General features: G+C 68.9%; 23 protein-coding genes and 1 pseudogene. 2 read left to right on the top strand and 22 right to left on the bottom strand.

Features of this window, described 5'->3' with window-relative positions:
• Positions 1–66: 66 nt before the first annotated feature.
• The 10 genes from rpsN to AB4078_RS17595 form a co-directional block, all read right to left on the bottom strand.
• A complete protein-coding gene (gene rpsN, locus AB4078_RS17640) occupies positions 67–372 on the bottom strand; it encodes a 30S ribosomal protein S14 (RefSeq protein ID WP_233311002.1) in 306 nt (101 codons plus the stop codon).
• Positions 373–375: 3 nt separating this feature from the next.
• A complete protein-coding gene (gene rpmG / locus AB4078_RS17635; RefSeq protein ID WP_045250846.1) occupies positions 376–546 on the bottom strand; it encodes a 50S ribosomal protein L33 in 171 nt (56 codons plus the stop codon).
• The gene (rpmB, locus tag AB4078_RS17630) at positions 546–782 is read right to left on the bottom strand and encodes a 50S ribosomal protein L28 (RefSeq protein WP_045250845.1); all 237 of its coding nucleotides are present in this window, start codon (positions 780–782) and stop codon (positions 546–548) included. The genes rpmG and rpmB overlap by 1 nt, the downstream gene beginning before the upstream one ends.
• Before the next feature lie 150 nt (positions 783–932).
• Entirely contained in the window at positions 933–1718 is a 786-nt protein-coding gene (locus AB4078_RS17625) for a DNA-3-methyladenine glycosylase (RefSeq protein ID WP_441978230.1), read from the bottom strand.
• Positions 1718–3607 (bottom strand): hypothetical protein, encoded by a 1890-nt coding sequence (locus AB4078_RS17620; RefSeq protein WP_441978208.1) that lies wholly within the window; start codon positions 3605–3607, stop codon positions 1718–1720. The genes AB4078_RS17625 and AB4078_RS17620 overlap by 1 nt, the downstream gene beginning before the upstream one ends.
• Complete coding sequence (locus AB4078_RS17615) at positions 3597–4427, bottom strand: TIGR03943 family putative permease subunit (RefSeq protein WP_440732569.1); 831 nt, start codon at positions 4425–4427, stop codon at positions 3597–3599. Before AB4078_RS17615 ends, AB4078_RS17620 begins: the two co-directional genes overlap by 11 nt.
• Positions 4420–5427 carry a permease gene (locus AB4078_RS17610; protein ID WP_441978229.1) on the bottom strand — a complete coding sequence of 336 codons (1008 nt, stop codon included), beginning with the start codon at positions 5425–5427 and terminating at the stop codon, positions 4420–4422. The genes AB4078_RS17615 and AB4078_RS17610 overlap by 8 nt, the downstream gene beginning before the upstream one ends.
• Before the next feature lie 73 nt (positions 5428–5500).
• On the bottom strand, positions 5501–5899 hold the full coding sequence (locus tag AB4078_RS17605) for a Fur family transcriptional regulator (RefSeq protein WP_441978207.1): 399 nt from the start codon (positions 5897–5899) through the stop codon (positions 5501–5503).
• A 210-nt stretch (positions 5900–6109) separates the two neighbouring features.
• Positions 6110–7426, bottom strand: a complete 1317-nt coding sequence (locus tag AB4078_RS17600; protein WP_441978206.1) for a cell division initiation protein — start codon at positions 7424–7426, stop codon at positions 6110–6112.
• A 236-nt stretch (positions 7427–7662) separates the two neighbouring features.
• Positions 7663–8259: a TetR/AcrR family transcriptional regulator gene (locus tag AB4078_RS17595; RefSeq protein WP_441978205.1), complete on the bottom strand. Its 597-nt coding sequence runs from the start codon at positions 8257–8259 to the stop codon at positions 7663–7665.
• 135 nt (positions 8260–8394) lie between these two features.
• Between AB4078_RS17595 and AB4078_RS17590 the strand changes: the two genes are divergently transcribed.
• Positions 8395–9081 (top strand): DUF899 family protein, encoded by a 687-nt coding sequence (locus AB4078_RS17590; protein ID WP_440732573.1) that lies wholly within the window; start codon positions 8395–8397, stop codon positions 9079–9081.
• A gap of 74 nt (positions 9082–9155) precedes the next feature.
• Here the strand turns inward: AB4078_RS17590 and AB4078_RS17585 are convergent, their stop codons facing one another.
• From AB4078_RS17585 to AB4078_RS17550, 8 genes are all read right to left on the bottom strand, one after another.
• On the bottom strand, positions 9156–10592 hold the full coding sequence (locus AB4078_RS17585; protein ID WP_441978204.1) for a YibE/F family protein: 1437 nt from the start codon (positions 10590–10592) through the stop codon (positions 9156–9158).
• Positions 10593–10712: 120 nt separating this feature from the next.
• A complete protein-coding gene (locus tag AB4078_RS17580) occupies positions 10713–11603 on the bottom strand; it encodes a metal ABC transporter permease (protein WP_441978203.1) in 891 nt (296 codons plus the stop codon).
• Positions 11600–12439, bottom strand: a complete 840-nt coding sequence (locus AB4078_RS17575; protein ID WP_441978202.1) for a metal ABC transporter ATP-binding protein — start codon at positions 12437–12439, stop codon at positions 11600–11602. Before AB4078_RS17575 ends, AB4078_RS17580 begins: the two co-directional genes overlap by 4 nt.
• Positions 12436–13362 carry a metal ABC transporter solute-binding protein, Zn/Mn family gene (locus tag AB4078_RS17570; RefSeq protein WP_441978201.1) on the bottom strand — a complete coding sequence of 309 codons (927 nt, stop codon included), beginning with the start codon at positions 13360–13362 and terminating at the stop codon, positions 12436–12438. Before AB4078_RS17570 ends, AB4078_RS17575 begins: the two co-directional genes overlap by 4 nt.
• 69 nt (positions 13363–13431) lie before the next feature.
• Positions 13432–14037: a hypothetical protein gene (locus AB4078_RS17565; protein ID WP_441978200.1), complete on the bottom strand. Its 606-nt coding sequence runs from the start codon at positions 14035–14037 to the stop codon at positions 13432–13434.
• Between the two features lie 195 nt (positions 14038–14232).
• Entirely contained in the window at positions 14233–14994 is a 762-nt protein-coding gene (locus AB4078_RS17560; RefSeq protein ID WP_441978199.1) for an SDR family oxidoreductase, read from the bottom strand.
• 81 nt (positions 14995–15075) lie between these two features.
• Positions 15076–15279 (bottom strand): hypothetical protein, encoded by a 204-nt coding sequence (locus AB4078_RS17555; protein WP_441978198.1) that lies wholly within the window; start codon positions 15277–15279, stop codon positions 15076–15078.
• Between the two features lie 206 nt (positions 15280–15485).
• Entirely contained in the window at positions 15486–16373 is an 888-nt protein-coding gene (locus AB4078_RS17550) for an RNA polymerase sigma-70 factor (RefSeq protein WP_441978197.1), read from the bottom strand.
• A 304-nt stretch (positions 16374–16677) separates the two neighbouring features.
• Here AB4078_RS17550 and AB4078_RS17545 point away from each other — a divergent pair, with 304 nt between their 5' ends.
• The gene (locus tag AB4078_RS17545; protein ID WP_441978196.1) at positions 16678–17250 is read left to right on the top strand and encodes a dihydrofolate reductase family protein; all 573 of its coding nucleotides are present in this window, start codon (positions 16678–16680) and stop codon (positions 17248–17250) included.
• Between the two features lie 54 nt (positions 17251–17304).
• Here the strand turns inward: AB4078_RS17545 and AB4078_RS17540 are convergent.
• The 4 genes and pseudogenes from AB4078_RS17540 to AB4078_RS17525 form a co-directional block, all read right to left on the bottom strand.
• A pseudogene (locus AB4078_RS17540) lies at positions 17305–18897 on the bottom strand (glycoside hydrolase family 13 protein); the annotation flags it as partial.
• A gap of 43 nt (positions 18898–18940) precedes the next feature.
• Entirely contained in the window at positions 18941–19828 is an 888-nt protein-coding gene (locus AB4078_RS17535; RefSeq protein ID WP_441978195.1) for a carbohydrate ABC transporter permease, read from the bottom strand.
• Positions 19828–20739 (bottom strand): carbohydrate ABC transporter permease, encoded by a 912-nt coding sequence (locus AB4078_RS17530; RefSeq protein ID WP_440732582.1) that lies wholly within the window; start codon positions 20737–20739, stop codon positions 19828–19830. Before AB4078_RS17530 ends, AB4078_RS17535 begins: the two co-directional genes overlap by 1 nt.
• Entirely contained in the window at positions 20736–22046 is a 1311-nt protein-coding gene (locus tag AB4078_RS17525) for an ABC transporter substrate-binding protein (protein WP_441978194.1), read from the bottom strand. The genes AB4078_RS17530 and AB4078_RS17525 overlap by 4 nt, the downstream gene beginning before the upstream one ends.
• Positions 22047–22099 lie beyond the last annotated feature (53 nt).

Here is a 22099-nt window from a genome sequence, read left to right as displayed (position 1 = left end):
AAGGGGCGAGGATCCGAAGATCCTCGCCCCTTGCGTCCCTGGGATGAACTCAGGGACCGGTAAGACTTACCAGCTCGACTTGGTCACGCCGGGCAGCTCGCCACGGTGCGCCATGTCACGGAAGCGGACACGCGAGATGCCGAACTTCGTGAGGACACCGCGGGGGCGGCCGTCGATGGCGTCGCGCGAACGGACGCGGGCAGGCGACGCGTTGCGCGGAAGCTTCTGCAGGCCGACGCGGGCGGCCTCGCGGGCCTCCTCGGTCGCGTTCGGGTCGACCAGGGTCTTCTTCAGCTCGGCACGACGCTCGGCGTAACGCTCGACGACGACCTTGCGCTGCTCGTTGCGCGCGATCTTGCTCTTCTTAGCCATGGATCAACGCTCCTCTCGGAATTCGACGTGCTTGCGAACCACCGGGTCGTACTTCTTCAGCACGAGGCGGTCGGGGGTGTTGCGGCGGTTCTTCTTGGTCACGTAGGTGTACCCCGTGCCCGCGGTCGAACGCAGCTTGATGATCGGACGGATGTCCTGAGCCTTCTTGGCCATTAGAGCTTCACACCCTTCGCCTGGAGGTCCGCGACGACCCGCTCGATGCCGCGGGCGTCGATCACCTTGATGCCCTTGGCGGACACGTTGAGCGTGATCTTACGACCGAGCGACGGAACGAAATACGTCTTCTTCTGCACGTTCGGGTCGAAGCGGCGCTTCGTCCGACGGTGCGAGTGCGAGATGTTGTGACCGAAACCGGGAACTGCTCCGGTCACCTGGCACACTGCTGCCATGATGACTCCTTCTCTACCGTGAGGCCGGACGGCCCCACCCAAGATCCCTTGTCTGCACGCCTCTCCCCTGCCCGATCGCTCGGTTCAGAAGGGGAGGCACACGAACTGCGCACAGGAGTGTGCGCAGACAAAGAGCTACTTTAGCACGGATCAGCGGCCGGGCGTGTCGGCGGCTGCGGCGGCCTCGGCGGCGCCCCGGCCCCAGCGGAACGGGGACACGGTCGGATCCCCGGGGATCCAGAACCGCCAGGGGAACGCATCCGTGCCGGCGTGACCGGCCACCCCCACTCGCGGGCCCGTCGCGACCTCGGCCAGCGGCGAGCCGAGCCAGAGCTCGGCCCGCGCTCCCGCCTGCTCGCCGCCCGTGACGGCGTCGATGCCGTCGTGCCGCGGGTGCCGCAGGCCCGACGCCTGACCGAACCGGCCCGGTCCGCGCGCGAGGTCGCGCAGCTCCCGGGTCTGAAACTCAGTTGATCCGGCGCTGTCCAGCGCCGGATCCGCGTCGGCACCCCCAGATCGACTGAGTTTCGGACGCACACCGCGCCGCACCGCCGCCGCCTCGACACCGGAGACGACCTCGCCGGCCCGCAGCAGCACACCACCGGCGACGCCGTCGGGTGCGCACACCACGTTCACGCAGGAGTGGATGCCGTGACTGAGGTACACGTACAGATGCCCGGGCTCGCCCCACATCGTGGCGTTGCGCGCGGTGCGGCCCATCCGGGCGTGGGAGCCGGGATCCGGCACCGGGCCCACGCCCTTGCCGTGGTAGGCCTCGACCTCGGTGATCCGCAGCTGCACCTCGGCGCCGTCCACGAACGTGCGCAACCGGGCACCGAGCAGGCGCGGCGCCACCTCGAGCGGCAGCGCCTGCAGGTCCTCCCGCCGGGCGCGGCGCAGGCCGTCGCCAGCGGGCGGAAGACCCGCGCCGGTCATCACCGGTGCGGCGCCTGTGCGCACCACGACGGGTCGAAGCCGGCAAGCACGACGAGCTCCTTGCCGGTCTTCGTGTCGACGATGTGCGTCTGCATCGTGGTCGGCAGCGGCAGCAGCGACTGGTCGTAGGGGTTGTTCACGAGCTTGGGGGCCACCACGATCGCGCTGTACTGCCCGCTCGGGGACGGGCAGGCCTGCATGATCGCGTCGGATCCGGTCACGCTGAACAGCTTCGTCGCCTTGCCGTCGTCGTCTACCCGGGTGACGATCTGCCCGGTCGGCAACCCGGTGGCATCGCGGGTGGCGACCTGTCGCAGCGTGCCTCCGGGGAAGGGCGCGATCGTGCCCGGCACGCCGAAGTCGGGGGTGGAGGCGGCCAGGGGCTTCTCGGATCCGTCCGCCAGGTTCAGCTCGACCAGGTCGTTGCCGCGGCTGACGATCGCCGTGTAGGTGCCTCGGGAGATGCCCTCGACGGTCTGCGCGGCGCCGAGGGCCGTCGGCTTCGCCTTCGCATCGGAACGGTCCTCGACGTACAGCGCACCGCTGAAGTCGATGAACAGCGCTGAGGAGGAGTCGGGCACGAACGCCCACTGGGCGATGCTCGGCATCTTGTCCCCGACCGTGACGATCTGCGGCTCGCCGTCGCCCGTGAGCGACTGGCTCACCAGGATGCTCGCCCGACCGCTGGTCGCACTGATGCCCTTGTCGGTGAAGGTGTAGCCGACGAGGTTGCCGCGCTCGGACACCTGCAGGTTCGAGAGGAACCCGGGGCCGGGCAGCTTCAGCTCCCGCTGGTTCTTGCCCTTCCGATCCATCACCAGCAGCACCGACGTGCCGCCCTTCTCCGTCGCCACCACGAGGTGGTCGGCCGTTGCGCGGAAGTCGTCGATCTTCTCGTGCTGCACCACCGGGACGGCGTTCTTGCCGCCGAGGTCGGTGAGGAAGATCGTGTCATCGCCGTCGGCGTTGCGCTGCAGCAGGAAGATCGTCGACTTCGGCGTCTGGAAGGTCGCCTGCAGTGTGCTCTGACGCTGCTTGTCGGTGCCGGTCGCATCCTTGACGGTGACCGTGTAGGTCGTGTCGTCGTCGAGCGGCACGGTGAAGCGGATCCCGAGGTTGCGCCCCGACGTGTCGACGGTGAACGGAGCCTTGGGGCTCACGCTCACCTGTTTCGGATCCACCTTCGCCAGCGGCTGGCTGGCGGTGATGATCATGCGCGTACCGGAGGCGTCGATCGCCGACTGCGCGTCGATCTTCACGCTGCTCACGCGCGGTCCCTGCAACAGCGTGATCACCCCGAACGCGGCGACCACGAGCACGAGCGCCCCGATCACCGCACCGAGGACCAGCGGGAACCGTCGGCGGCGCGCGACCGGGGCCGGCGTGGGATGGGGCTGCCACTCCGGGGGCTCGAGCCGCGGGTCCGTGGGTGGCGCGAGCTGCGGATCCGCCGGCGGCTCTTCGACATGCGCATCGTCCGGCACGAGGGGCGGATCCTCCTGGTGCACGCGCGTCGCCGCCGCCGCGGCCGGCGCGGGGGCGACGTCCGGGAACTCGGCCTCGGCCTGCGCCGGAGCGGCATCGGCCGTCGAGGCGCTTGTGCCCGATCCTGCGTTCGGCGTCCGCCGCGGTCCCGGAGTGTCGTCGAAGACCTGCTCGGGCGCCGCAGAGCGGGTGACCGGCTCATCCGCGGTCGGCACGGCGGGGACCTGCGGAGCCTCAGGAGCGTCCGCCGCAGTCGAGGCCCTCGGCGCAGCGGCCTCGGAAGGCTCGGCCGGCTCGGAATCTTCCGGCGCCGCGGCTTCCACCCCGGCAGCCGCCTCCTCCGCCGCACGGCGCGCGCGCAACTCGGCGCGGGTGAGGGGGTGATCCGCGTCGTCAGTGCTCATAGGGGTCCTTCGGCTCCGAGATCTTCGACACACTGGCCGGCACGATCGAGAGCTTCCCGTCCGCGCTGGCGCGAACGGTCCCCTTCACCTGAATCCAGTCGCCCACAGCGTACTGGCCCTGCCAGCCGCTGATCTGCACGGGCACCGACGCCGGCTGCGCGTCGAGCACGCAGTGCGTGATGACCATGCGGGTCAGGTGCGCCTGATCCTTCGCGGATCCGCTGGGCGTGAGGAAGCCGGTGAGGGTCACCGTGGATCCGTCGTACTTCTCGGGCCGGGAGCCCGTGGCGAACACGCTGGCCCAGCCGCCCACGCCGAACGTGCTGGTGTCGGTGTTCGCTCCGAGGGCGACGTCGTCGGCGCCGGCGAACAGCACGTTGCCCATCGGGGCTCGCTGCATCGCCATGTCCACCGAGAGGGACGCAGGAGGCAGCAACAGAGCTCCCGCGACGACACCGGTCGCGATCACTCCGCCCGTCGCACCCAGCACCGTGCCCAGCACGCGGCGGCCGGACCGGGCGGGCGCGTGGTCGTGGTCATGCCCGTGGTCGGCGTCTCCGTGATCGTGACCGTGGTCCTGCTCCGCGCCGAGCGGCAGCACGCACGACCATACGGCGCCGACCAGCGTCGCGATCGCTGCGGCCACGGCGAACCACACCGTCTCGGGGCTGATGTAGAGCGTGAGCCGCCCCGTGAAGGCGAGGACGAGGGTGGCGATCGCGAGCGCGACGGCCAGACCGGCGCCGAGCCAGCGGGTGCCGAGTGCCTGCGCACGAGAGGGCCGGTGCGCAGTCGTCGTCTCAGGAAGAACCTCAGGCAAAGACGTTCACCCCGATCCCCAGGGCGAAGCCGAACAGGATCACGATGCCGACGATCCCGCCGAGGGTGCGGGCGGTGAAGGTGGTGCGCAGCAGCGCCATCATCTTGATGTCGACCAGCGGACCCACCAGGAGGAAGGCGACGATCGCGCCCGGCGAGAACGTCGAGGCGAACGAGAGCGCGAAGAACGAGTCCACGTTCGAGCAGATCGCCACCGAGATGGCCAGCGCGATCATCGCGACGACGGACAGCAGCGGGTTGGAGCCGATCGCCAGCAGCACGTCGCGCGGGACGAGCACCTGCACGGCGCCCGCGAGCGCGGATCCGATGATCAGCGCGGGCATCACGGCGCGCAGCTCGATGAGGAACTGGGCCAGGCTCCGGCGGATCCCGGATCCCTGCTCGTGCACGACGACCTCGCAGGTGTCGCGGAACCGCGCGGTGAGCAGCGCGTCGGGATCGGGATGCCGGCTGTACACCCAGCCGATCAGGTTGGCGACGAGGTAGCCGCCGACGAGACGCGCTACCAGGATCCCGCCGTCGAAGCCGAACGCGGCATGCGTCGTGAGGATCACGATGGGGTTGACGATGGGAGCCGCGATGAGGAACGTCAGCGCCTCCGCAGGTCCCAGCCCGCGCATCATCAGCCCGCGGGCGAACGGCACGTTGCCGCACTCGCACACCGGGATGAGCATGCCCAGCAGCGACAGCACGGCCCTGCGCGCCCAGCCACGCTTCGGCAGCACGCGCTCGATCACGCCGGCGGGCAGCCATACCTGCACCGCGATCGAGAGCAGCACCCCGAGGATCACGAAAGGCAGCGCCTCGAACAGCACGCTCAGTGACAGGGTGAGCCCGTCCTGCAGCCGGTTCGGCAGGCGGGCGGAGAACAGATGCGGCGCGAACACGTCGATTGCGACGAGGGCGGCCACTACCGCGACGCCGATCACCGCGCCGATGAGCGCCGTGCGCCCGGACAGCCGCGGCGGCGGCGTGCGCAGTGCGTGCGGAGTCGCCGCGCCGTCGCGCGCAGCGGTGGTACGGCGGCCGGGGGTCGTCAGGGTCACGCGGGGATCACTCCTGGGCGGCGTTCGAGCAGCTCGCGCAGAGTCCGAAGATGTCGACCACGTGCTCGGCGTCGCGGAAGCCGTGCTGGGCCGCGGTGCGCTGCGCCCACTGCTCGACATCGGTCGCCTCGATCTCCACGGTCATCCCGCAGGAGCGGCAGATCAGGTGGTGATGGTGACCCTCGCTGCTGCACGCGCGGTAGAGCGCCTCGCCCTCGGGGCTCTGCAGCGAGTCGGCCTCGCCGGAGGCCGCGAGCCCGGCCAGGGCGCGGTAGACGGTGGCCAGGCCGATGCCGGTGTTGGCCTCGCGCAGGGCCTGGTGCAGCGATTGCGCGCTCACGAATCCGCGCAGGTCGGAGAGCTCCTCGCGCACGCGTTCGCGCTGCCACGTGTTCCGCTGAGCCATGCCTCGAGTCTAGAGCGGGGATCTGGTCCGCGGCTGGGAGCAGCGTATCCGTGACCTCCGAGCGGCGGCACGGGGTCATTGAGCGCGGCGCCGCACGGTCGTTGAGCGAGGACGCTCAGCCACCGAGACGAAACGCGGCGACCTTGCGAGATCACCGCGTTTCGTCTCACGGGCGCTGCGCACGTGTTCGCTCAACGACCCCGGAAGGGGTCAGGCCTCGGTGCCCTCCGCGGGTGCCTCGGCCCCGTCGGTCTCTGCCGGGCTCTCCGTCTCGGCGGCGGCAGCGGATCCGGATGCCTCGCTGCCGAGAGCGCCGTCGGGGCGGATCAGCTCGCGCACCTCGGCCATGAAGCTGGTGAGCTGCTGCTGCTGCCAGCGCAGCTGCCGGGCCCGGTCGTCGGCGTCGCGCACGACGTTCGCGGTGTGCGCGGTGACCATGTCGACGATCTTCTGCGACTTGGTGCGGGCGCGGTCGAGGGTCTCGCGGGCGCGCACCTGCGCCTCGGCCTCGATCGCGCTGGCCTGCGAGCGCATCAGGCGTTCGTAGTCCTCGGCCTTGGCGGAGATCCGCTCGGCGTGCGCCAGCGAGGATGCGACCTGCTCGTTGGCATCGGCGGTGATGCGCTCCGCGTGCGCGACGGCCTGGTTGTGCAGCACGAGGAACTCCTGCTGCGCGTCATCCTGACGGCGCGTGAGGGACTCCTCCATCTCCAGCACCCGCGCGTTCATCTCGCGCACCTCGCGCTCGGCGGAGACGCGCAGATCGGTCGTCTCCCGGGTGACCATCGCGCGCAGCGCCGCGGCGCCCTTCTCGGCCTCGGTGCGGATCGAGTGCGCCTCCTGCTCGGCATGGTTCACCTTCTCGGCGGCGTGCGCGGCCTCGCGCTCGACCTGCGCGGTGTGCGCCGTGAACTCGGTCTCCATCTTCAGGCGCACCTGGTCGGCGTCGCGCTCGGCCTGCGCCGTGATGCGCGCGACGTCGGCGTCGAGTTCGGCGCGCTTGGCGGCGGCCTCGTCGCGGGCGGCGTCGAGCAGACGCTCCGCCTGCACCGCGGCGTTCTGGATCAGGACGCTGGCCTGCTCCTCCGCCACGCGCAGCACGGTCTCGAACTGCGAGCGCGAGGTGGCCTCGTCGATGTCCTCCTGGGACCCGGCCAGAGCGGTGCTCAGCGACTGGATCTGCTGCGCGGACTCGGCGATCTTGGCGTTCGCCGTCGCGAGGTCGGACTCCAGCTGCGCCGCACGCTTCTCATGCGCGGCGGTCGCCTTCTCCAATTCCTCGCGGTGCTTCTCCGCGACCTTGCTGAGCTCGCCACGCAGGTGCGCGTCGGCCTTCGCGCCGGACTCGGACGCGCGCCGCAGCTCCTCCGTGAGGGCGGTCAGGTGCGCGTCGACCTCGGTCTTGTCATAGCCGCGGAAGCCGATCGTGAAGGACTGCTGCGTCGTAGGGTTGTCCAGCAGCTGATCGAAGAAGTCGCCCTGGGGGCCTTTGTCCTCGGTTGCTCGGTCCTCGGTTGCCTCGGCCACGTGCCGCGCCTTTCTGTTCGCCCCTCCTTCTCCCGGGCAGGGGGGATGTGCCGGAAGGATGGATGCGGAGGGTGAATCGCGTCGTCCGGCGCCCCTGGGTGCGGGGTCCGCGATCCGCGCGAGTCCTGAAGATCCTAACCCGGCGTTCCGTTGTGCCGACAGGGCTGGAGCCCGGCTGGGCGCGGAACGATCGGCAGGAGGATCGCCGCGTCGACGCGTCCCGGTCCCGGCGCCGTTCACGCCGCTGAGCTGTCGGCGTCCTCGGAACGGATCCCGGCGACCACCGCGCGGACCGCGACCTCGGCGCGACGGCGCTGCTCCGCCCGGTCCACGCCGGAGAGCGGTCCGCGCAGGCAGAGCTCCGCGAAGCCGTGCACGGTGGCCCAGCACGCCCAGGCGGCGTCGTCGCGGCGTTCGGCGGAGAGCTCGCCGGCCGCGACGAGATCGTCGAGCGCGGCAGTCAGCGCCACGAACGCAGGAGCCTCCCGCACCGTCGCAGGATCCGGCGGCCGGATCCCGAAGAAGACCACGGCGAACCATCCCGGCTCATCCAGGGCGAAGTCGACGTAGGCGACGCCGATCCGACGCAGCCGCGCGGCCGGAGAGCGGTCGGGGGCATCGGTCATCGCGGCGGCCAGACCCTGCTGGATCGCGGCCGCGGTCGCGTCGAGCAGTGCCGCGCGGTTCGGGAAGTGCCGGTACGCGGCGTTCGGCGACACCCCGGCCCGTCGGGTCGCCTCGCGGATCGTCACCGCCGAGGGCCCGCCCTCACGGCTGAGTTCGATCCCCGCCTGGACGAGGGCGGTCGCGAGATCGCCGTGATGGTAGGCCACCGGATCTCCTCCCCTCGGGACTGGTTCCGCCTCTTGAACCGGATCAGCGCGATGTGTACGGTGTGAACATAGCAGATGTGGACGCCGTGAACATCGGCGCCCTCGGCGCGACTGGAACGACCAACGGAGGATGTCATGACCGCTCTGCCCCCTGTCGTCGACGAGCAGACCTGGCGCGAGGAGCTCGCGAAGCTGCGCGTCCGCGAGAAGGCCGCGACCCGCGAGCTGGACGCGATCGCCGCCGCGCGTCGCCGGCTGCCCGCCGTGAAGCTGCCCGAGTACACACTGATCGCCGAGGACGGCTCCGCCGTCAGGCTGGCCGACATCTTCGACGGGCACAGCCAGCTGGTCGTCTACCACCACATGTGGACGGATGGAGCGACCTGGCAGTGCCCCGGCTGCACCGGCGGCACCGCCCAGTTCGCGCGCCCCGACATCGTGGAGCCCCTGGATGCACGATTCGTCATCGTCACCAACGGGCCGATGGACGAGATCCTCGCGTACAAGAAGCGGGTCGGGAACCTGATGACCTGGTACTCGGCGGCCGGCACGAGCTTCGGCGCCGACATGGACGCCGGTCCCGGCGAGGGATTCGGATACAACGTGTTCCTGCGCGACGGGGACGACGTCTACCGCACCTGGCACACTTCCGGCCGCGGGGCCGAGCAGTTCATGCTCACCTTCGCGATCGCCGACGTGCTGCCCTACGGGCGCCAGGAGGTCTGGCAGGACGTCCCGGACGGATGGCCCCAGCATCCGACCTATGAGGGATGGCCGGGATCGAAGGAGATCGCCGAACGCTACGGCGATCCGACGGCCTAGCCTCCAGGATCAGACCCTGGGGCAGGCCTTCGGGTCGGCCCCAGGGCCCCGTCCCGCGTTCGGCGCCGCGGGATTCACCCGGTGCGCGGGCTCGGCCTCGTCAGCGGTTCGTCCTCGACAGTGCGCAGCGTGCGCAGCCAGGCGACCTTCTCGGCGTCGTCCTCGCCGAGCGAAGCCGGCATCGGCGCCCCGGTCACGGCGGACCGGGGCGGCAGCAGCGCGACGGCGATGGCGGTGGTGAGCGGAACGGCGAGGACGAGCCCGATCCCGCTGCACAGCGTGCGGACGACCTCCGTCGCGATGTCCTCCAGGCTCAGCAGGCTCACCATCGGCTGGTCGTACACGTAGAGCAGGAGCACCACGCTCAACGAAGCCCCCACGTAGGCGAACACGATCGTGTAGATGGTGGAGGCGATGTGGTCTCGACCGATGCGCATCGCGCGGCCGAAGAGCTGCCGCCGAGAGAGCTCCGGGGCGACGGCGCGCAGCTCCCAGACGGAGGAGCTCTGCGTGATCGTCACGTCGTTGAGCACGCCCAGGCCGGCGATGATGATCGCGCAGGTGAGCAGCCCCTGGAAGTCGACCTGCGGCACCATCGGCGCCAGGAACCCGCCGCTCTCGTCGATGCCGCTCAGCCTGGTCGTGCCGACCGCCAGCTGGGCCAGCATCGCGGTGATGGCGACGCCCGCCAGGGTTCCCGCCAGCGCTGCGCTCGTGCGCATGGAGATGCCGTGCGCGAGATACAGCACGACGTAGAGGATCGCAGAGGAGCCGACGAGGGCGATGGCCATCGCGGGCCCGGCGTGCAGCAGGGCGGGCAGCATGAACATCACGATCATGGCGCCGCTGAACACCAAGCCGACGAGGGCGAGCAGGCCTCGCAGCAGTCCGACCACGACCACCACCAGGGCGAACAGGCCGGCCCAGACCGCCAACGGGACGGTTCTGACCACGCCGAATGCCGAGACCCCCGGGTCCACACCTCCCGGCTGGATGATGTGCGAGTTCGTGGGCAGCGGAACGACCATGAGCTCGAGCCGGTCGCCGGGTCGCAGGCCGGCGTGGGCGAACGGCCCGTTCAGCATGATCGTGACCGTCTCACCGGCACGAGCGCCGTCCTCGATCCTGACTCGCGCGATCGCACAGGTCGCGGAGGACGCTCCGCCGGCTCCCGCCGAACCGCCGGAGGAAGCGGGTGGGGTTGTGCCGGGGCCGGCCGAACTGCCGTCCGCGCCGGATCCTGCCCCGGCGCCATCGCCACCGGATCCCCCGCCGGCACCGCCTGCTGCGGCGGACGGGCGCATGGCTGCGCAGTCCGGCGTCATCCCCACGATCTCGCCGGTCGGATAGGTCGTGCTCCGCGCGGATGAGGAACCGGTCGCCACGCCTCCCGGACGCGCCGCGGAGGGCCACAGCAGCAGCAGCCCGACGACCGTCATCACCCCGACGACGATCAGGGTCGTCAGCAGGATGCGCCGGGGAGTGCGCGCGACCCGAACCTGCCGAATCATCCTGGCGTCATGTCCGTGCCCGTGTCCCATCGCCGAACTCCTCCACTCGCCCCGGAGCATTGTCCCCCCGGGAGGACCGGTCGCGCGGCACGCGGTGAGGCGTGGCGACGCGGCGATCGATCACGGCTGGCGCACCGCCGCCTCGGGGCGGGTCGCCGAGCGCACGACGCGATCCCGACGGGATCCGATCGCGCGGCAGACGAGGTAGATCACGAACGAAACCGTCGTGATGTAGGGGCTCACCGGGAGTGTGCCCATCACCGCCAGCAGGATGCCGCCGACCGCGGACACCACCCCGAACACGGCCGCCAGCACCGGAACCGACAGCGGGCCCGAGCGCACCCGCATCGCCGCGGCGGCCGGGGTCACCACGAGCGCCATCACCAGCAGCGCGCCGATGATGTGCACCGCGACCGCCACGACGAGGCCGAGCAGCAGCATGAAGGCGAACGAGACCCCGACCGTGGGGACACCGCGAGCGGCCGCGGACTGCGGGTCGAGCGAGTCGAAGCGCAGCGGCCGCCAGATGAGCAGCAGCCCCAGCAGCACGAGGGCGCAGATCCCGGTCAGCCAGCCCAGCTGGTCCGACTGCACCGAGACGATCTGGCCCGTCAGCAGGCTGAACCGCCCCGCGGCGCGCCCGTTGTAGAGCGAGAGGGCGAGGATCCCGATGCCGAGGCCGAACGGCATCAGCACGCCGATGATCGAGTTGCGATCGCGTGCGCGGGCGCCCAGCCAGCCGATGATCGCGGCGGCGATCAGGGATCCGACGATCGAGCCGGTGACGACGTCGACGCCGACCAGCAGGGCGACGGCGGCGCCCGCGAAGGACAGCTCGCTGATGCCGTGCACCGCGAAGGCCATGTCGCGCTGCATCACGAAGACGCCGATGAGGCCGCCGACGAGACCGAGCACGGCTCCCGCCCAGACCGAGTTGGAGACCAGCGCGAGGATCTCGCCGTACTGCGACAGACCGCCGAACATGGCCTGGCCGATGTCCGCGAGGTTCATGCGTGCAGCTCCTCATCCGGGCCGTCGTGGTGGTGCGCGGCGCTCTCCGCATCCGGCGCGCCGACGACGACGAGCCGGCCGCCGACCTGGGAGACGAACACCGGAACGCCGTAGAGATCCGAGAGCACCCGCGTGGTGAGCACCTCGTGCGGCGTACCCAGCGTGAACCGGCCGTTCGCGAGGTACAGGATCCGGTCGACGATGTCGAGCACCGGGTTGATGTCGTGGGTCACCAGCAGCACCCCGGCGCCGGTGCGGCGGTGCCGGTCGATGAGCTCCACCACTGCTCGCTGATTGGCCAGGTCGAGGCTGGTCAGGGGCTCGTCGCAGAGCAGCAGTCGCGGGTCATCGGCGAGCGCCTGGCCCACGCGCAGCCGCTGCTGCTCGCCGCCGGAGAGGGTGCCCGCGGGGCGGTTCGCAAAGGAGGAGGCACCCACCGCCGCAACCAGAGCGTCGATCCTGGCGCGGTCGCCGCGGCGCGGGATCGGCAGGCCGAACCGGTGCCCGTCGACGCCGAGCGCGACCAGGTCACGACCCCGCAGCGACGTCTCGGCCGGCAGCGGCCGCGCCTGCGGGAGATAGCCGATGCGGCGGTTCCCACGTCGGCGCACCGGCTGCCCTGCCGCCTCGATGGTGCCTTCGGAGAGGTCCTGCAGCCCGAGGATCGCGCGCAGCAGGGTGGTCTTGCCGGTGCCGCTGGGGCCGAGCACCGCGACGAGCTCGCCCGGGGCGACGTCGAGGTCGAGTCCGCTCCACAGCTCCCGGTCGTCCCGGCGGATGCCGGCGCCGCGGATCCGCAGCAGCGGAGCGGCCGGAGAGGCGGCGGGAGAGGTCACTTGTCGAGATTACGCGAGAGCGTGTCGATGTTGTCCTTCATCCAGGTGAGGTAGGTCTTGCCGTCCGGAACGAGCTCGGTGACCTCCTGGACGGGCACGCCCTTCTCCTTCGCGACACCGATGATCTTCGTGGTCTCGGCACCGCCGGCCTGGGCGTTGGCGAACAGCGCCTTGACCTGACCCGACTCGACGAGGTTCGTCGCCTCCAGCAGGGTCGCCGGCGGCACGTCCTGACCCTCCTCCACTGCGTGGCTGAACGCCTCGGGCGTGACGTTCACCAGGCCCGCGGCGGCCGTCAGGTACAGCGGGACCGGCTCCGTGACGAAGATCTTCTCGCCCTGGTGCGCGCCCTTGATCGTCGCGAGCGAGGAGTTCAGTCCCGCGATCCCCGTCTCGAACGTCGCCAGGTTCTTCTCGAAGTCCGCCTTGTGCGCCGGGTCGATCCCGCTCAGCTCGTCGGCGACCTTCTTCGCGACGTCCTCGACGACCGCCGTGTCGTACCAGACGTGCTCGTTGAAGCCCTCGGCGGTCTTCGTCCCGTCCTCGCCCTTCGGCCAGCTCGGCGCGAACGTCACCGCGGTGACCACCGGCGCCTTGCTCCCCGACTTCGAGACCAGGTCGCCGAAGAAGGCGTCGTAGCCGCCGCCGTTCTCCAGGATCAGCTTCGCCCCGCGCACCTTCAGCTGATCGGCGGCGGTGACCTCGTACTCGTGCGGATCCTGCGACAGCGACGCGATGACGGAGGTGACCTCGACGTGCTCGCCGCCGATCTCCTTCGCAATGTCGCCCCAGACATTGGTCGACGCCGTCACCGCGATGGCGCCCGATCCGGACGAGGACGCGGGATCGGCCGTCGCGGAGCAGCCCGCGAGGGCGAGGATCGAGGCGGCGGCGAGCGCGAGGGCGGCGAGGGGCTTCTTCATGATCTCGACCCTACGGTAAATGAGAATCATTATCAAAACGGATCCTGATCCGCATGAGACCGACGCGTCTCACGAGGGTGAGTGGGTCCCTCCCCCCGCCGAAGCCGAGATCGCCGCGCCGGCATGATGACGGTCCGGGCGGGGGAACAGGGCACCGACCCTGATCCGCTCGTAGACCACGGTTGCGGCGAAAAGAAGGATGCCGACGCCGATGCCTGCTGCCGTGGCCACCACGGTCGACGTGCGTGCGGCGATGGCAAGGGCCAAAGCAGTGATCGATCCTGCGAGCACGGCGTTGACGAGAGCGATCATCGACGCCATGGCGAAGATCACAGACCAGCGGGAGTATCGGACGCCGAACTTGCCGTTCGACAACGGGTCTTCTGCGGCGAAGAAGCTGTGCGCAGTGGGAGTGAGTCTGGCGTAGTACGCGCGTATGGCTTCGATCCGCCTCGTCACCGAGACGTTCTCGACAGTGGTGTCGACGAGTCGCACGATGGTGAACCAGCCGAGCAGCCAGATCGTGGGCAGCACCGTGAGTGCCAGCGGGGCGAGGAGGCCTTTTGTCGAGCTGGCGAAACCGAGGGCGACGAGCCCACCGGATAGCGCAGAGAGGTAGATCATCGACCGCGTGCCGGCTTCGTTGATCGTCGACCCCGCAATCGACTGGAGCATGGACTGTTCTGAGCTGAGGGCACCCAGCAACGCCGGTGACGTGTCGAGATCTTCCACTTTAAGACTCCGTTTCCGCGGCTGAGGAACGCCGCGCCATAGAGGGTGACCACTGACTTCGTGGATCTAGACGGCCACTCGGACTCGCCACGCGTCGGAGTGGCCGTCTTCCGTGGGGCGCGGAGTCGCCCCAACGGTTCAGTTGCGGGGCGGGTTGGCGGGCAGCCACTCCTCGAGGGTGGTCTCGAAGATGATCGCGCCGTCGACGGGGATCAGCGTGCGCTCGTCGATGTGCGCGCCGTAGTACTGCGCGTCAGGGTCCTGCACCACCTGGCGGCTGTCGCCGCGGAATGCGAGACCACGCCGGACGAACTCGTCCATCGTGAACTGCTCCGGGCCCGCGATCTCACGGTCACCGTTGATGGGCTCCCCAGCGGCGGTGCGCGCGACGGCCGTCGACACGTCTTCGGCAGCGATCGGCTGGATGAGGGCACCGGGCAGGTGCACGGCGCCGTCTGCCCCGACCGAGATGTCCGCGATGCTACCGAGGAACTCGAAGAACTGCGTGGCGTGCACGAGCGAGTACGGCATGCCCGACTCGCGGATCAGCTTCTCCTGCGCCGTCTTGGCCCGGAAGTAGGGGATGTTCTGCGGGCGGTTGGTGCCGACGATGGTCAGCGCGACGTGGTGCCCGACGCCGGCCTTTGCCTCCGCGGCCAGCAGGTTGCGGGTGGACGTGGTGAAGAAGGTCAGCACGGCGTTCTCCTCGAAGGACGGAGAGTTCGAGACATCGACGACGACGTCGGCGCCGACCAGGACCTCGGCCAGTCCTTCTCCCGTCAATGCGTTCACACCCGTGTTGGGAGATGCCGCCACTGCCTCGTGGCCGTGCGCGTTCAGCTTCGCGACAACCTTCGAACCGATCAGTCCGGTACCGCCGATCACAACGATCTTCGCCATGTCCTTGCCTTTCGTCTGCGGGGGCGCCGGTGCCGACGCCTCATCAGTAGTGACCGGAAGGGGACCCGCTCTGTGACAGCGTCAGCGTGTGTTCCAGTGCCGCAGCTTGTCAGGGTTGAGCACTGCCCACAGCCCAGCGACTCGACGGAACTGTATGCGGAGGTTCAGAACTGCGGCGACGCGACTTCCGTCACGGAAGACCATGGCCGGCGCTCCGTTCACGTCGACGACCGTCGACGTGAACCCGGTGGCGGGTCCCATCAGGTTCACGAGGACATCAGACACTTCCGCGCGGCCTAACACCGGAATCGTGGGGGCGACCACTCGTCCGCCGCTGTCGACGAGAAGTGTGACGCCGCGGCGCAGCTTCTTCGCGAGACGGGACCGGTCACCTGTGGCGAGCAGTTGCCGAATCGTCTCGACGTGGGATTCGTGACGGCGCGCGCTTCGCGGGGAGAGAGGACCGAGAGTGCGCGATGGTGATCGACGGGTCATGCTCCGGCCGACGTGAGATGCTGCAGCTTGTCCGGGCTCATGACCCAGAGGAGCTGGACGATGCCATCCGCTGCGGCCGTCACGGTCACGGCTGTGGTGACCACCCCGTTCTCGGACAACGTGGCTGCCGGTTGCCCGTTGACTTCAACCCAGCCGATCCGTTTTCCGGTCCAGAAGTGACTGGAGAAGGCAGCGACGAACTTCGCCACCCGAGTGCGGCCGATGACAGGAATTCGCGCAGCGAGCTTCGCCCCGTTCCCGTCTGTGTAGCTGACGACATCGGACGCAAAAAGATCCTCCAGTGCAGCTACATCCCCAGTCTGGGCGGCGACGAGGAACGTCTCCAGCAGCCGGCGGTGCTCGCCCGCGGGCACCGCGTTACGCCTGTTGTCCGCGAGATGCTTGCGCGCCCTGCTCACCAGCTGCCGAGCTGCGGGCACCGAGGACCGCACGATGACCGCGATCCGCTCGTACGGATAGTCGAGCGCTTCACGAAGAACGTACGCCGCCCGTTCGGTCGGGGTGAGCTTCTCGAGCAGCAGCAGGACAGCCAGGTCCAAGGCTTCACCGCGCTCCGCGCCTAGTAGAGGATCATCCTCGGTATTCACCGGTTCAGGGAGCCATGGACCGATGTACGTCTCCCGACGGGCATGAGCCGACTGCATTTCATTGATGCACAGGCGGGTGACCACCGTCGTGAGAAGCGCCCTCGGCTCTTTCACGATCGATCGGTCGGTGTGCTGCCAGCGAATCCACGCATCCTGCAGGATGTCTTCCGCATCGGCGACGCTGCCCAGCATGCGATAGGCGATGCCGAACAGTCGCCGACACTCCTGCGCGAACACGTCCGCGGCGCAGTCGAGGTCGACCCACTCAACAGACATCTGATCGTCCGTGATCCTCACCCTTCGCCGCGCACGATGATCGTCGCCATGCTCTTACTGATCTTGACCGGGAGGAGCGGCCGAATGTGACACCGGGAGTGAATCTTCTTGCGGATGTCGTGACCCTGTCGGATCCTCAAGGCACATGTCCGACCCTGACCGCCAGGGTGGCCGCCATTGCCGCCCGCAGAAGAACATCACTCCCTGACAGCGGACCATCCACGGAACCCTTGCACAACACAGGACGGCCACCGGCGAGTAGGTTCCAGGCAGGACCCCTGAAACCCTCAGCGAGGAGAGACGCATGAGCCAGACCTCTGCACCGACCACACGTCGCGTCGTGCTGTACGAACTGATGTCGATCGATGGTTTCGCGGATGATCCGGGAGAGGGCGAGTGGCTGCGGGACACCGGAACCGGGATCGGCGACTTCCTGGCGGAGACCATCTCGACACAGGACGCAGTGCTGCTCGGGCGGCGCACCTACGACAAGTGGGCGCCGTATTGGCCGACTTCGACGGTGCAGCCCTTCGCGGACTTCATCAACGGCACACCGAAGTACGTGTTCAGCTCCTCACCCCTGGAGCCGGCATGGGCGCATTCGTCGCACGTCAGCGGATCACCGGCCTCGTTCGTCGCCGATCTCAGGAAGCAGTCCGGCGGTGATATCGGCATTCACGGCAGTCTCTCCCTTGCACGTGAACTGATCGCCGCCGAGCTCGTGGATGAGATGCGACTGATCGTCGCTCCGAGCCTGGCCGGACGCGGGAAGAGACTGTTCGGAGACGATCCGGACGGCGTGCTGCAGCGTTTCGAGCTCGACACGGTCGATCGGTCCGGCGGCTGCCTGCTGCTGCGCTACCTGCACATCGCGTGAGCGCAGGCGAGGACGGAGCGCGGACCCCGCGAGGGGCGCGCTCCGTCGTCCGCGTCAGCCGCGCAGCCAGACCGTGCTCTCGCCCGGCACCGCACCGTCGACGAGCGCGCCGAGCACCGGCTCCTCCCCGGCGGCGAGCGCGAACGGCTCCGTGCCGAAGTTCGTCACGACCTGCCACCCGTTGGGGCGGGCGAAGCGCAGCACGTCGTCACGGCCGGTCTCGATCCACTCCAGGGTCTCGCCGGTCTGCAGCTCGTGGCGCAGCGCGAGCGCCCGACGGTAGGCGTTCAGCGACGACGACGGATCCGCATCCTCCGCCTCGACCGCGTAGCTCGCGAACCAGGCCGGCTGCGGGATGTGCGCGCCGCCGGTGCCGAATCCGAGCGATGACCCGGTGCTCGACCACGGCAGCGGCACACGGCAGCCGTCACGTCCCAGGCCATCGCGCTCCGGATCCGCGCCCCGGAAGAACGCCGGATCCTGCCGGTCCTCGGCCTTGATGTCGGCGACCTCGTGCAGGCCGAGCTCCTCGCCCTGGTACAGGTAGGTACTGCCGGGCAGGCCGAGCAGGAACAGGGATGCGGCGAGCGCCCTGCGGCCGCCCCGCTCCAGATCGACCTGATCCGCGGGTCCGCCGGCGAGGATCCACGCCGAGCCCTGCTTGACCTGCCGACCGTTGAGCGGCTCGAGGCCGTAGCGGGTGGCGTGCCGCACCACGTCGTGGTTGGAGAGCACCCAGGTGGAACTGGATCCGGTCGCCTCGCTCTGCGCGAGGTTGTCGGTCACGATGTGCCGGAACTGCGCGGCGTCGAAGTCGGCCTCGAGCAGGTCGAAGTTGAACGCCTGGCCGAGCCCCTCGGGCGTCGCGTACTTGGCGCGCCGCTCCGGGGTTGCGACCCACGCCTCGGCCACGGCGATGCGCGGAGGGTCGTACTCGTCGAACACGCGACGCCATTCGCGGTAGATCTCGTGCACCGCGTCGCGATCCCACAGCGGGTGCTGGCCGGTCGTCCGGTCCATCGCGTCGAGCTCGGCCTGACTGGGCAGCACCGCCGGCAGGTCCTTGCTGAGGCCATGCGCGACATCGATGCGGAAGCCGTCGACACCGCGGTCCGACCAGAACCGCAGCGTGTGCAGGAACTCGGCGTGCACGTCGGGGTTGTCCCAGTTGAAGTCGGGCTGCTCGGTCGCGAAGTGGTGGAAGTACCACTGGCCATCGCCGACCGGCTCCCAGGCGGGGCCGCCGAAGACGCTCGTCCAGTCGGCGGGCGGCAGCTCGCCGTTCTCGCCGAGTCCGTCGCGGAAGATGTAGCGGTCGCGCTCGGGCGACCCCTTGGGGGCGGCGAGCGCGGCCTGGAACAGCGCGTGCCGGTCGGAGGAGTGGTTCGGCACGATGTCGACGATCACCTTGATGCCGCGGCCATGCAGCGCCGCGATCATGTCGTCGAAGTCGTCGAGGGTGCCCAGGCGCGGATCCACGTCGCGGTAGTCGTCGACGTCGTAGCCGCCGTCGGCGAGCGCGGAGGGGTAGAACGGGCTCAGCCACACGGCGTCGACGCCGAGCCCGGCGAGGTAGTCGGCCTTGTCGGTGACGCCGCGGATGTCGCCCAGCCCGTCGCCGTTCGAGTCGGCGAAGCTGCGCGGATGGCCCGGACGATCGGCCGTTCGATCGTCCGGGCCGGCGGGTCTATCAGCCCTTGACGGCGCCCTGGGTCACGCCCTCCATCACCCAGCGCTGGGTGAACAGGTAGGCGACGATCGCGGGAGCCATCGCCATCAGGTAGGAGGCGAAGGCCACGTTGTAGTTGCTGCTGAACTGATTCTGGAACAGGTTCTGCCGCACCGGGAGGGTCTGCAGGGCCGGATCCGAGATGATCAGCGACGGCATCATGAAGTCGTTCCAGGCGTACAGGAAGGCGAAGATGCCGACCGTGGCGCTCATCGGGCCGAGCAGCGGGAAGATGATCCGCCAGAACGTCTGCCAGGTGCTCGCGCCGTCGATCCGGGCGCTCTCTTCGAGTTCGAGCGGGATCGACCGCAGGAACGCGGTGAACAGCAGCACGCTGAAGCTGAGCTGGAACATCGTGGCGAGCAGGATCACGCCGAACGGATTGTCCAGATGGGTGAGCCCGGTGAGCTGGATCTGCGGCAGCGCCACCACCGGGAACGGGATGAACATCGCGGCCAGCAGGTAGAAGAACGAGTACCGGAACAGCCGGTGATCCCAGTTGCGCACGATCGCGTACGACGCGAACGCGGCCAGCACCACGGTCAGGAACACTGTGCCCGCGGTGACGAGCAGCGAGACCCCGGCCCCGACCGGGAACTTGGTGAGGTCCCAGGCCTGCGTGAACCCGTCGACGCTGAACGGCGCCGGGAGCGAGAACGCGTTGCCGTCGACCGCCTGCTTCGACGTCTTGAACGCCATGGAGATCGTGACGTACAGCGGGATCAGCACCGTGACGGTGCACAGGATCAGGATGATGGTTCCCGACCAGTTGACCCGCTCCATCTTCACGCGCGGCTTGCGGCCGACGGTGGTGAGGGCCTCGGTGGTGAGAAGAGTCTGCGTGGACATCAGAGTGCGTTCCTTCCGCGGGTCACGGACAGCTGCAGCAGGGAGATCAGGATCGCGACGATGAAGAAGATCGTCGCGTTGGCCATCTGATAGGCGTAGTCGCCGCCGTTGAAGCCGGCGATGATCGTCATCGCCACGCTGCGGGTCGCGGTGCCGGGACCACCGTCGGTGAGGCCCTTGATGATGTCGTACGCGTTCAGGAACCCCTTGAATCCGAGCACGATATTGATGACGAAGTACCCGGCCACGAGCGGCACCGTGATCCGGGTGAGCTGCTGGAACTTGCTCGCCCCGTCGATGTCCGCCGCCTCGTAGACGTCCCCCGGGATCGAGAGCAGGCCCGCGATGTAGATGAGCAGCGTGCCGGGGATCGCCTGCCAGGCGGTCACGATCACGATGCCGACCCAGGCCAGATCCGGATTCGCCAGGATGCTCGTCGACAGCCACGGGATCCCCGTCGCCGTCCCGAGAGCCGGGATCGAGTTCGAGAACAGGAAGTTGAAGACGTAGGCGATGATGATGCCCGAGATGACCATGGGGATCACGAAGATCGCCCGCAGGCCGGTCTTGAAACGGATCCGCGAGACGAGCCCGACGGCCAGCAGGAAGGCGAGCACGTTCACGACGATCACGGTGGCGATCGAGAACCCGAACGTGAACAGGTAGCTCTGCAGAATGGCCGGATCGCTGAACGCGGCGATGTAGTTGGTGAACCCGTTGAAGCTCCAGGTGCCGATCCCGATCGAGTCGGTGAAGCTGAAGAAGATGCCCATGACCGCCGGCACGGTGATCGCCAGCGTGAACAGCACCAGCGTCGGCAGCAGGAACAGGTAGTAGATCGGCTCGATCCGACGGCTGCTGCGCCGGATCTTCCGGTCACCGCCCGTCACGATGGTCGTTGTCGTGCTCATTTCGCGGTGCCCTTCGTATCGCTCGGAAGCTTCGGGGCGAGGAAGGCGGCGCGCGCCCAGTCCGCGTCCATCGTGCTCAGGGTGTCTTTGACGCTGCCCCCGAGGGCGATCGCCTGGACGTAGTTGAAGACCGGGATCGTCTTCGGCACCAGCACCGAAGCCCCCTGATAGACCGCGCCCTCGTCGTAGTACGGGATCATCCCGGCGATCCGCGGATCGTTCGGCATGGTGGCGTCGGTGGTCGGTGCGAAGCCGAGCTGCGCGGCGTTGTACGCGTCGATCACGGACGGCTGGTAGAGGTAGGCGAGGAAGTCGCGTGCGGCCTTCTGGTGCTTGGATCCGGTCGGGATCATCGCGGCGAGGTCCATGTTCACGCGGACCTTGAGATCCTTCGGATCGTTCGTCATCGGCAGCGGGAAGGTGCCGAGCTGCAGGTCGGGGGACGTCTTGGCGATCTCGCCGAACGCCCACGGCCCCTGCAGATACATGGCGCCCTGACCCTTCGCGAACGCGAGGTTGCCGTCGACGTAGGCCTGGCTCCCTGCGTTGGGCTGGGTGTAGTTCTTGATGAGCTGCGTCATCTGGTCGACCGGCTTCGCGAAGTCCTTGGAGAAGGACGTCTGCGAGTTCGGGCCGACGTTCGTGCCCTCCTCGTTCATCTTCTTGAAGAAGTCCACGACCGGCACCTCACCGCCGACGGCATAGTCGTACCAGCCCTGACCGATCGTCCAGTTGTCCTTGAACGTGCCGTAGAACGGGGTGACCCCAGCCGCCTTCAGGGTGTCGCTCGCGGCGATCAGCTCGTCCCAGGTCTTCGGCACCTCGATGCCGTGCTTCGCGAAGATCTCCTTGTTGTAGATCACCGAGGCGGCCATCACCGAATACGGCAGCACCGTCGTCTTGCCGGGGCAGATGCCGTACTGGTCCAGCAGCGGCTGCAGATCCTTGCGGATCCGTCCTGCCTCCTCCGTGTCTGACAGGTCGGTCAGCGCGCAGCGCTGCACGAATCGGGCGACCTCGAAGTTGTAGTTCGCCAGCATCAGGTCCGGCGGGTTGCCGCGGACGAAGCTGGCCGAGACCACGTCCACGCCCGAGGTGTCGATCTCCACCCGCACCTTGTTCTGCGAGGCGTTGTAGTCGTTCACGACCTTGGTCATGAAGTCGATCGCCTCGCGCTTGCTGAAGGTGAAGCGGACCGTCTCGCGACCGTCTGCCGGCGCGCAGCCGGCTAGGGCGGTGCCCGCGATCGTCAATGCCGTGATGACGGCGAGCACTCTCGCCGTCCGCGTTCTCTTCCCAGACACCATCGTCCTCGTCCCTTCCGGCGGATCCACCGCTCCGCAGCCTGAGGGCCGGCGGC

The organism is Microbacterium sp. 2MCAF23, from assembly GCF_052115565.1.
Taxonomy (GTDB): Bacteria; Actinomycetota; Actinomycetes; order Actinomycetales; family Microbacteriaceae; genus Microbacterium.
The sequence above is the reverse complement of the archived record's forward strand: the minus strand, read 5'-3'. Positions and strand labels throughout refer to the sequence as shown.

Excerpts from the sequence above, each read along its gene's own strand:
- AB4078_RS17570 (WP_441978201.1), bottom strand. The coding sequence starts at position 13,362 with ATGAAGAAGCCCCTCGCCGCCCTCGCGCTCGCCGCCGCCTCGATCCTC.
- AB4078_RS17590 (WP_440732573.1), top strand. The coding sequence starts at position 8,395 with ATGACCGCTCTGCCCCCTGTCGTCGACGAGCAGACCTGGCGCGAGGAG.
- AB4078_RS17545 (WP_441978196.1), top strand. The coding sequence starts at position 16,678 with ATGAGCCAGACCTCTGCACCGACCACACGTCGCGTCGTGCTGTACGAA.
- AB4078_RS17625 (WP_441978230.1), bottom strand. The coding sequence starts at position 1,718 with ATGACCGGCGCGGGTCTTCCGCCCGCTGGCGACGGCCTGCGCCGCGCC.
- AB4078_RS17530 (WP_440732582.1), bottom strand. The coding sequence starts at position 20,739 with ATGAGCACGACAACGACCATCGTGACGGGCGGTGACCGGAAGATCCGG.
- AB4078_RS17580 (WP_441978203.1), bottom strand. The coding sequence starts at position 11,603 with ATGAACCTCGCGGACATCGGCCAGGCCATGTTCGGCGGTCTGTCGCAG.
- AB4078_RS17620 (WP_441978208.1), bottom strand. The coding sequence starts at position 3,607 with ATGAGCACTGACGACGCGGATCACCCCCTCACCCGCGCCGAGTTGCGC.
- AB4078_RS17565 (WP_441978200.1), bottom strand. The coding sequence starts at position 14,037 with ATGCTCCAGTCGATTGCGGGGTCGACGATCAACGAAGCCGGCACGCGG.
- AB4078_RS17605 (WP_441978207.1), bottom strand. The coding sequence starts at position 5,899 with ATGGCTCAGCGGAACACGTGGCAGCGCGAACGCGTGCGCGAGGAGCTC.
- AB4078_RS17535 (WP_441978195.1), bottom strand. The coding sequence starts at position 19,828 with ATGTCCACGCAGACTCTTCTCACCACCGAGGCCCTCACCACCGTCGGC.
- AB4078_RS17550 (WP_441978197.1), bottom strand. The coding sequence starts at position 16,373 with ATGTCTGTTGAGTGGGTCGACCTCGACTGCGCCGCGGACGTGTTCGCG.
- rpsN (WP_233311002.1), bottom strand. The coding sequence starts at position 372 with ATGGCTAAGAAGAGCAAGATCGCGCGCAACGAGCAGCGCAAGGTCGTC.
- rpmB (WP_045250845.1), bottom strand. The coding sequence starts at position 782 with ATGGCAGCAGTGTGCCAGGTGACCGGAGCAGTTCCCGGTTTCGGTCAC.
- AB4078_RS17585 (WP_441978204.1), bottom strand. The coding sequence starts at position 10,592 with ATGATTCGGCAGGTTCGGGTCGCGCGCACTCCCCGGCGCATCCTGCTG.
- rpmG (WP_045250846.1), bottom strand. The coding sequence starts at position 546 with ATGGCCAAGAAGGCTCAGGACATCCGTCCGATCATCAAGCTGCGTTCG.
- AB4078_RS17560 (WP_441978199.1), bottom strand. The coding sequence starts at position 14,994 with ATGGCGAAGATCGTTGTGATCGGCGGTACCGGACTGATCGGTTCGAAG.
- AB4078_RS17525 (WP_441978194.1), bottom strand. The coding sequence starts at position 22,046 with ATGGTGTCTGGGAAGAGAACGCGGACGGCGAGAGTGCTCGCCGTCATC.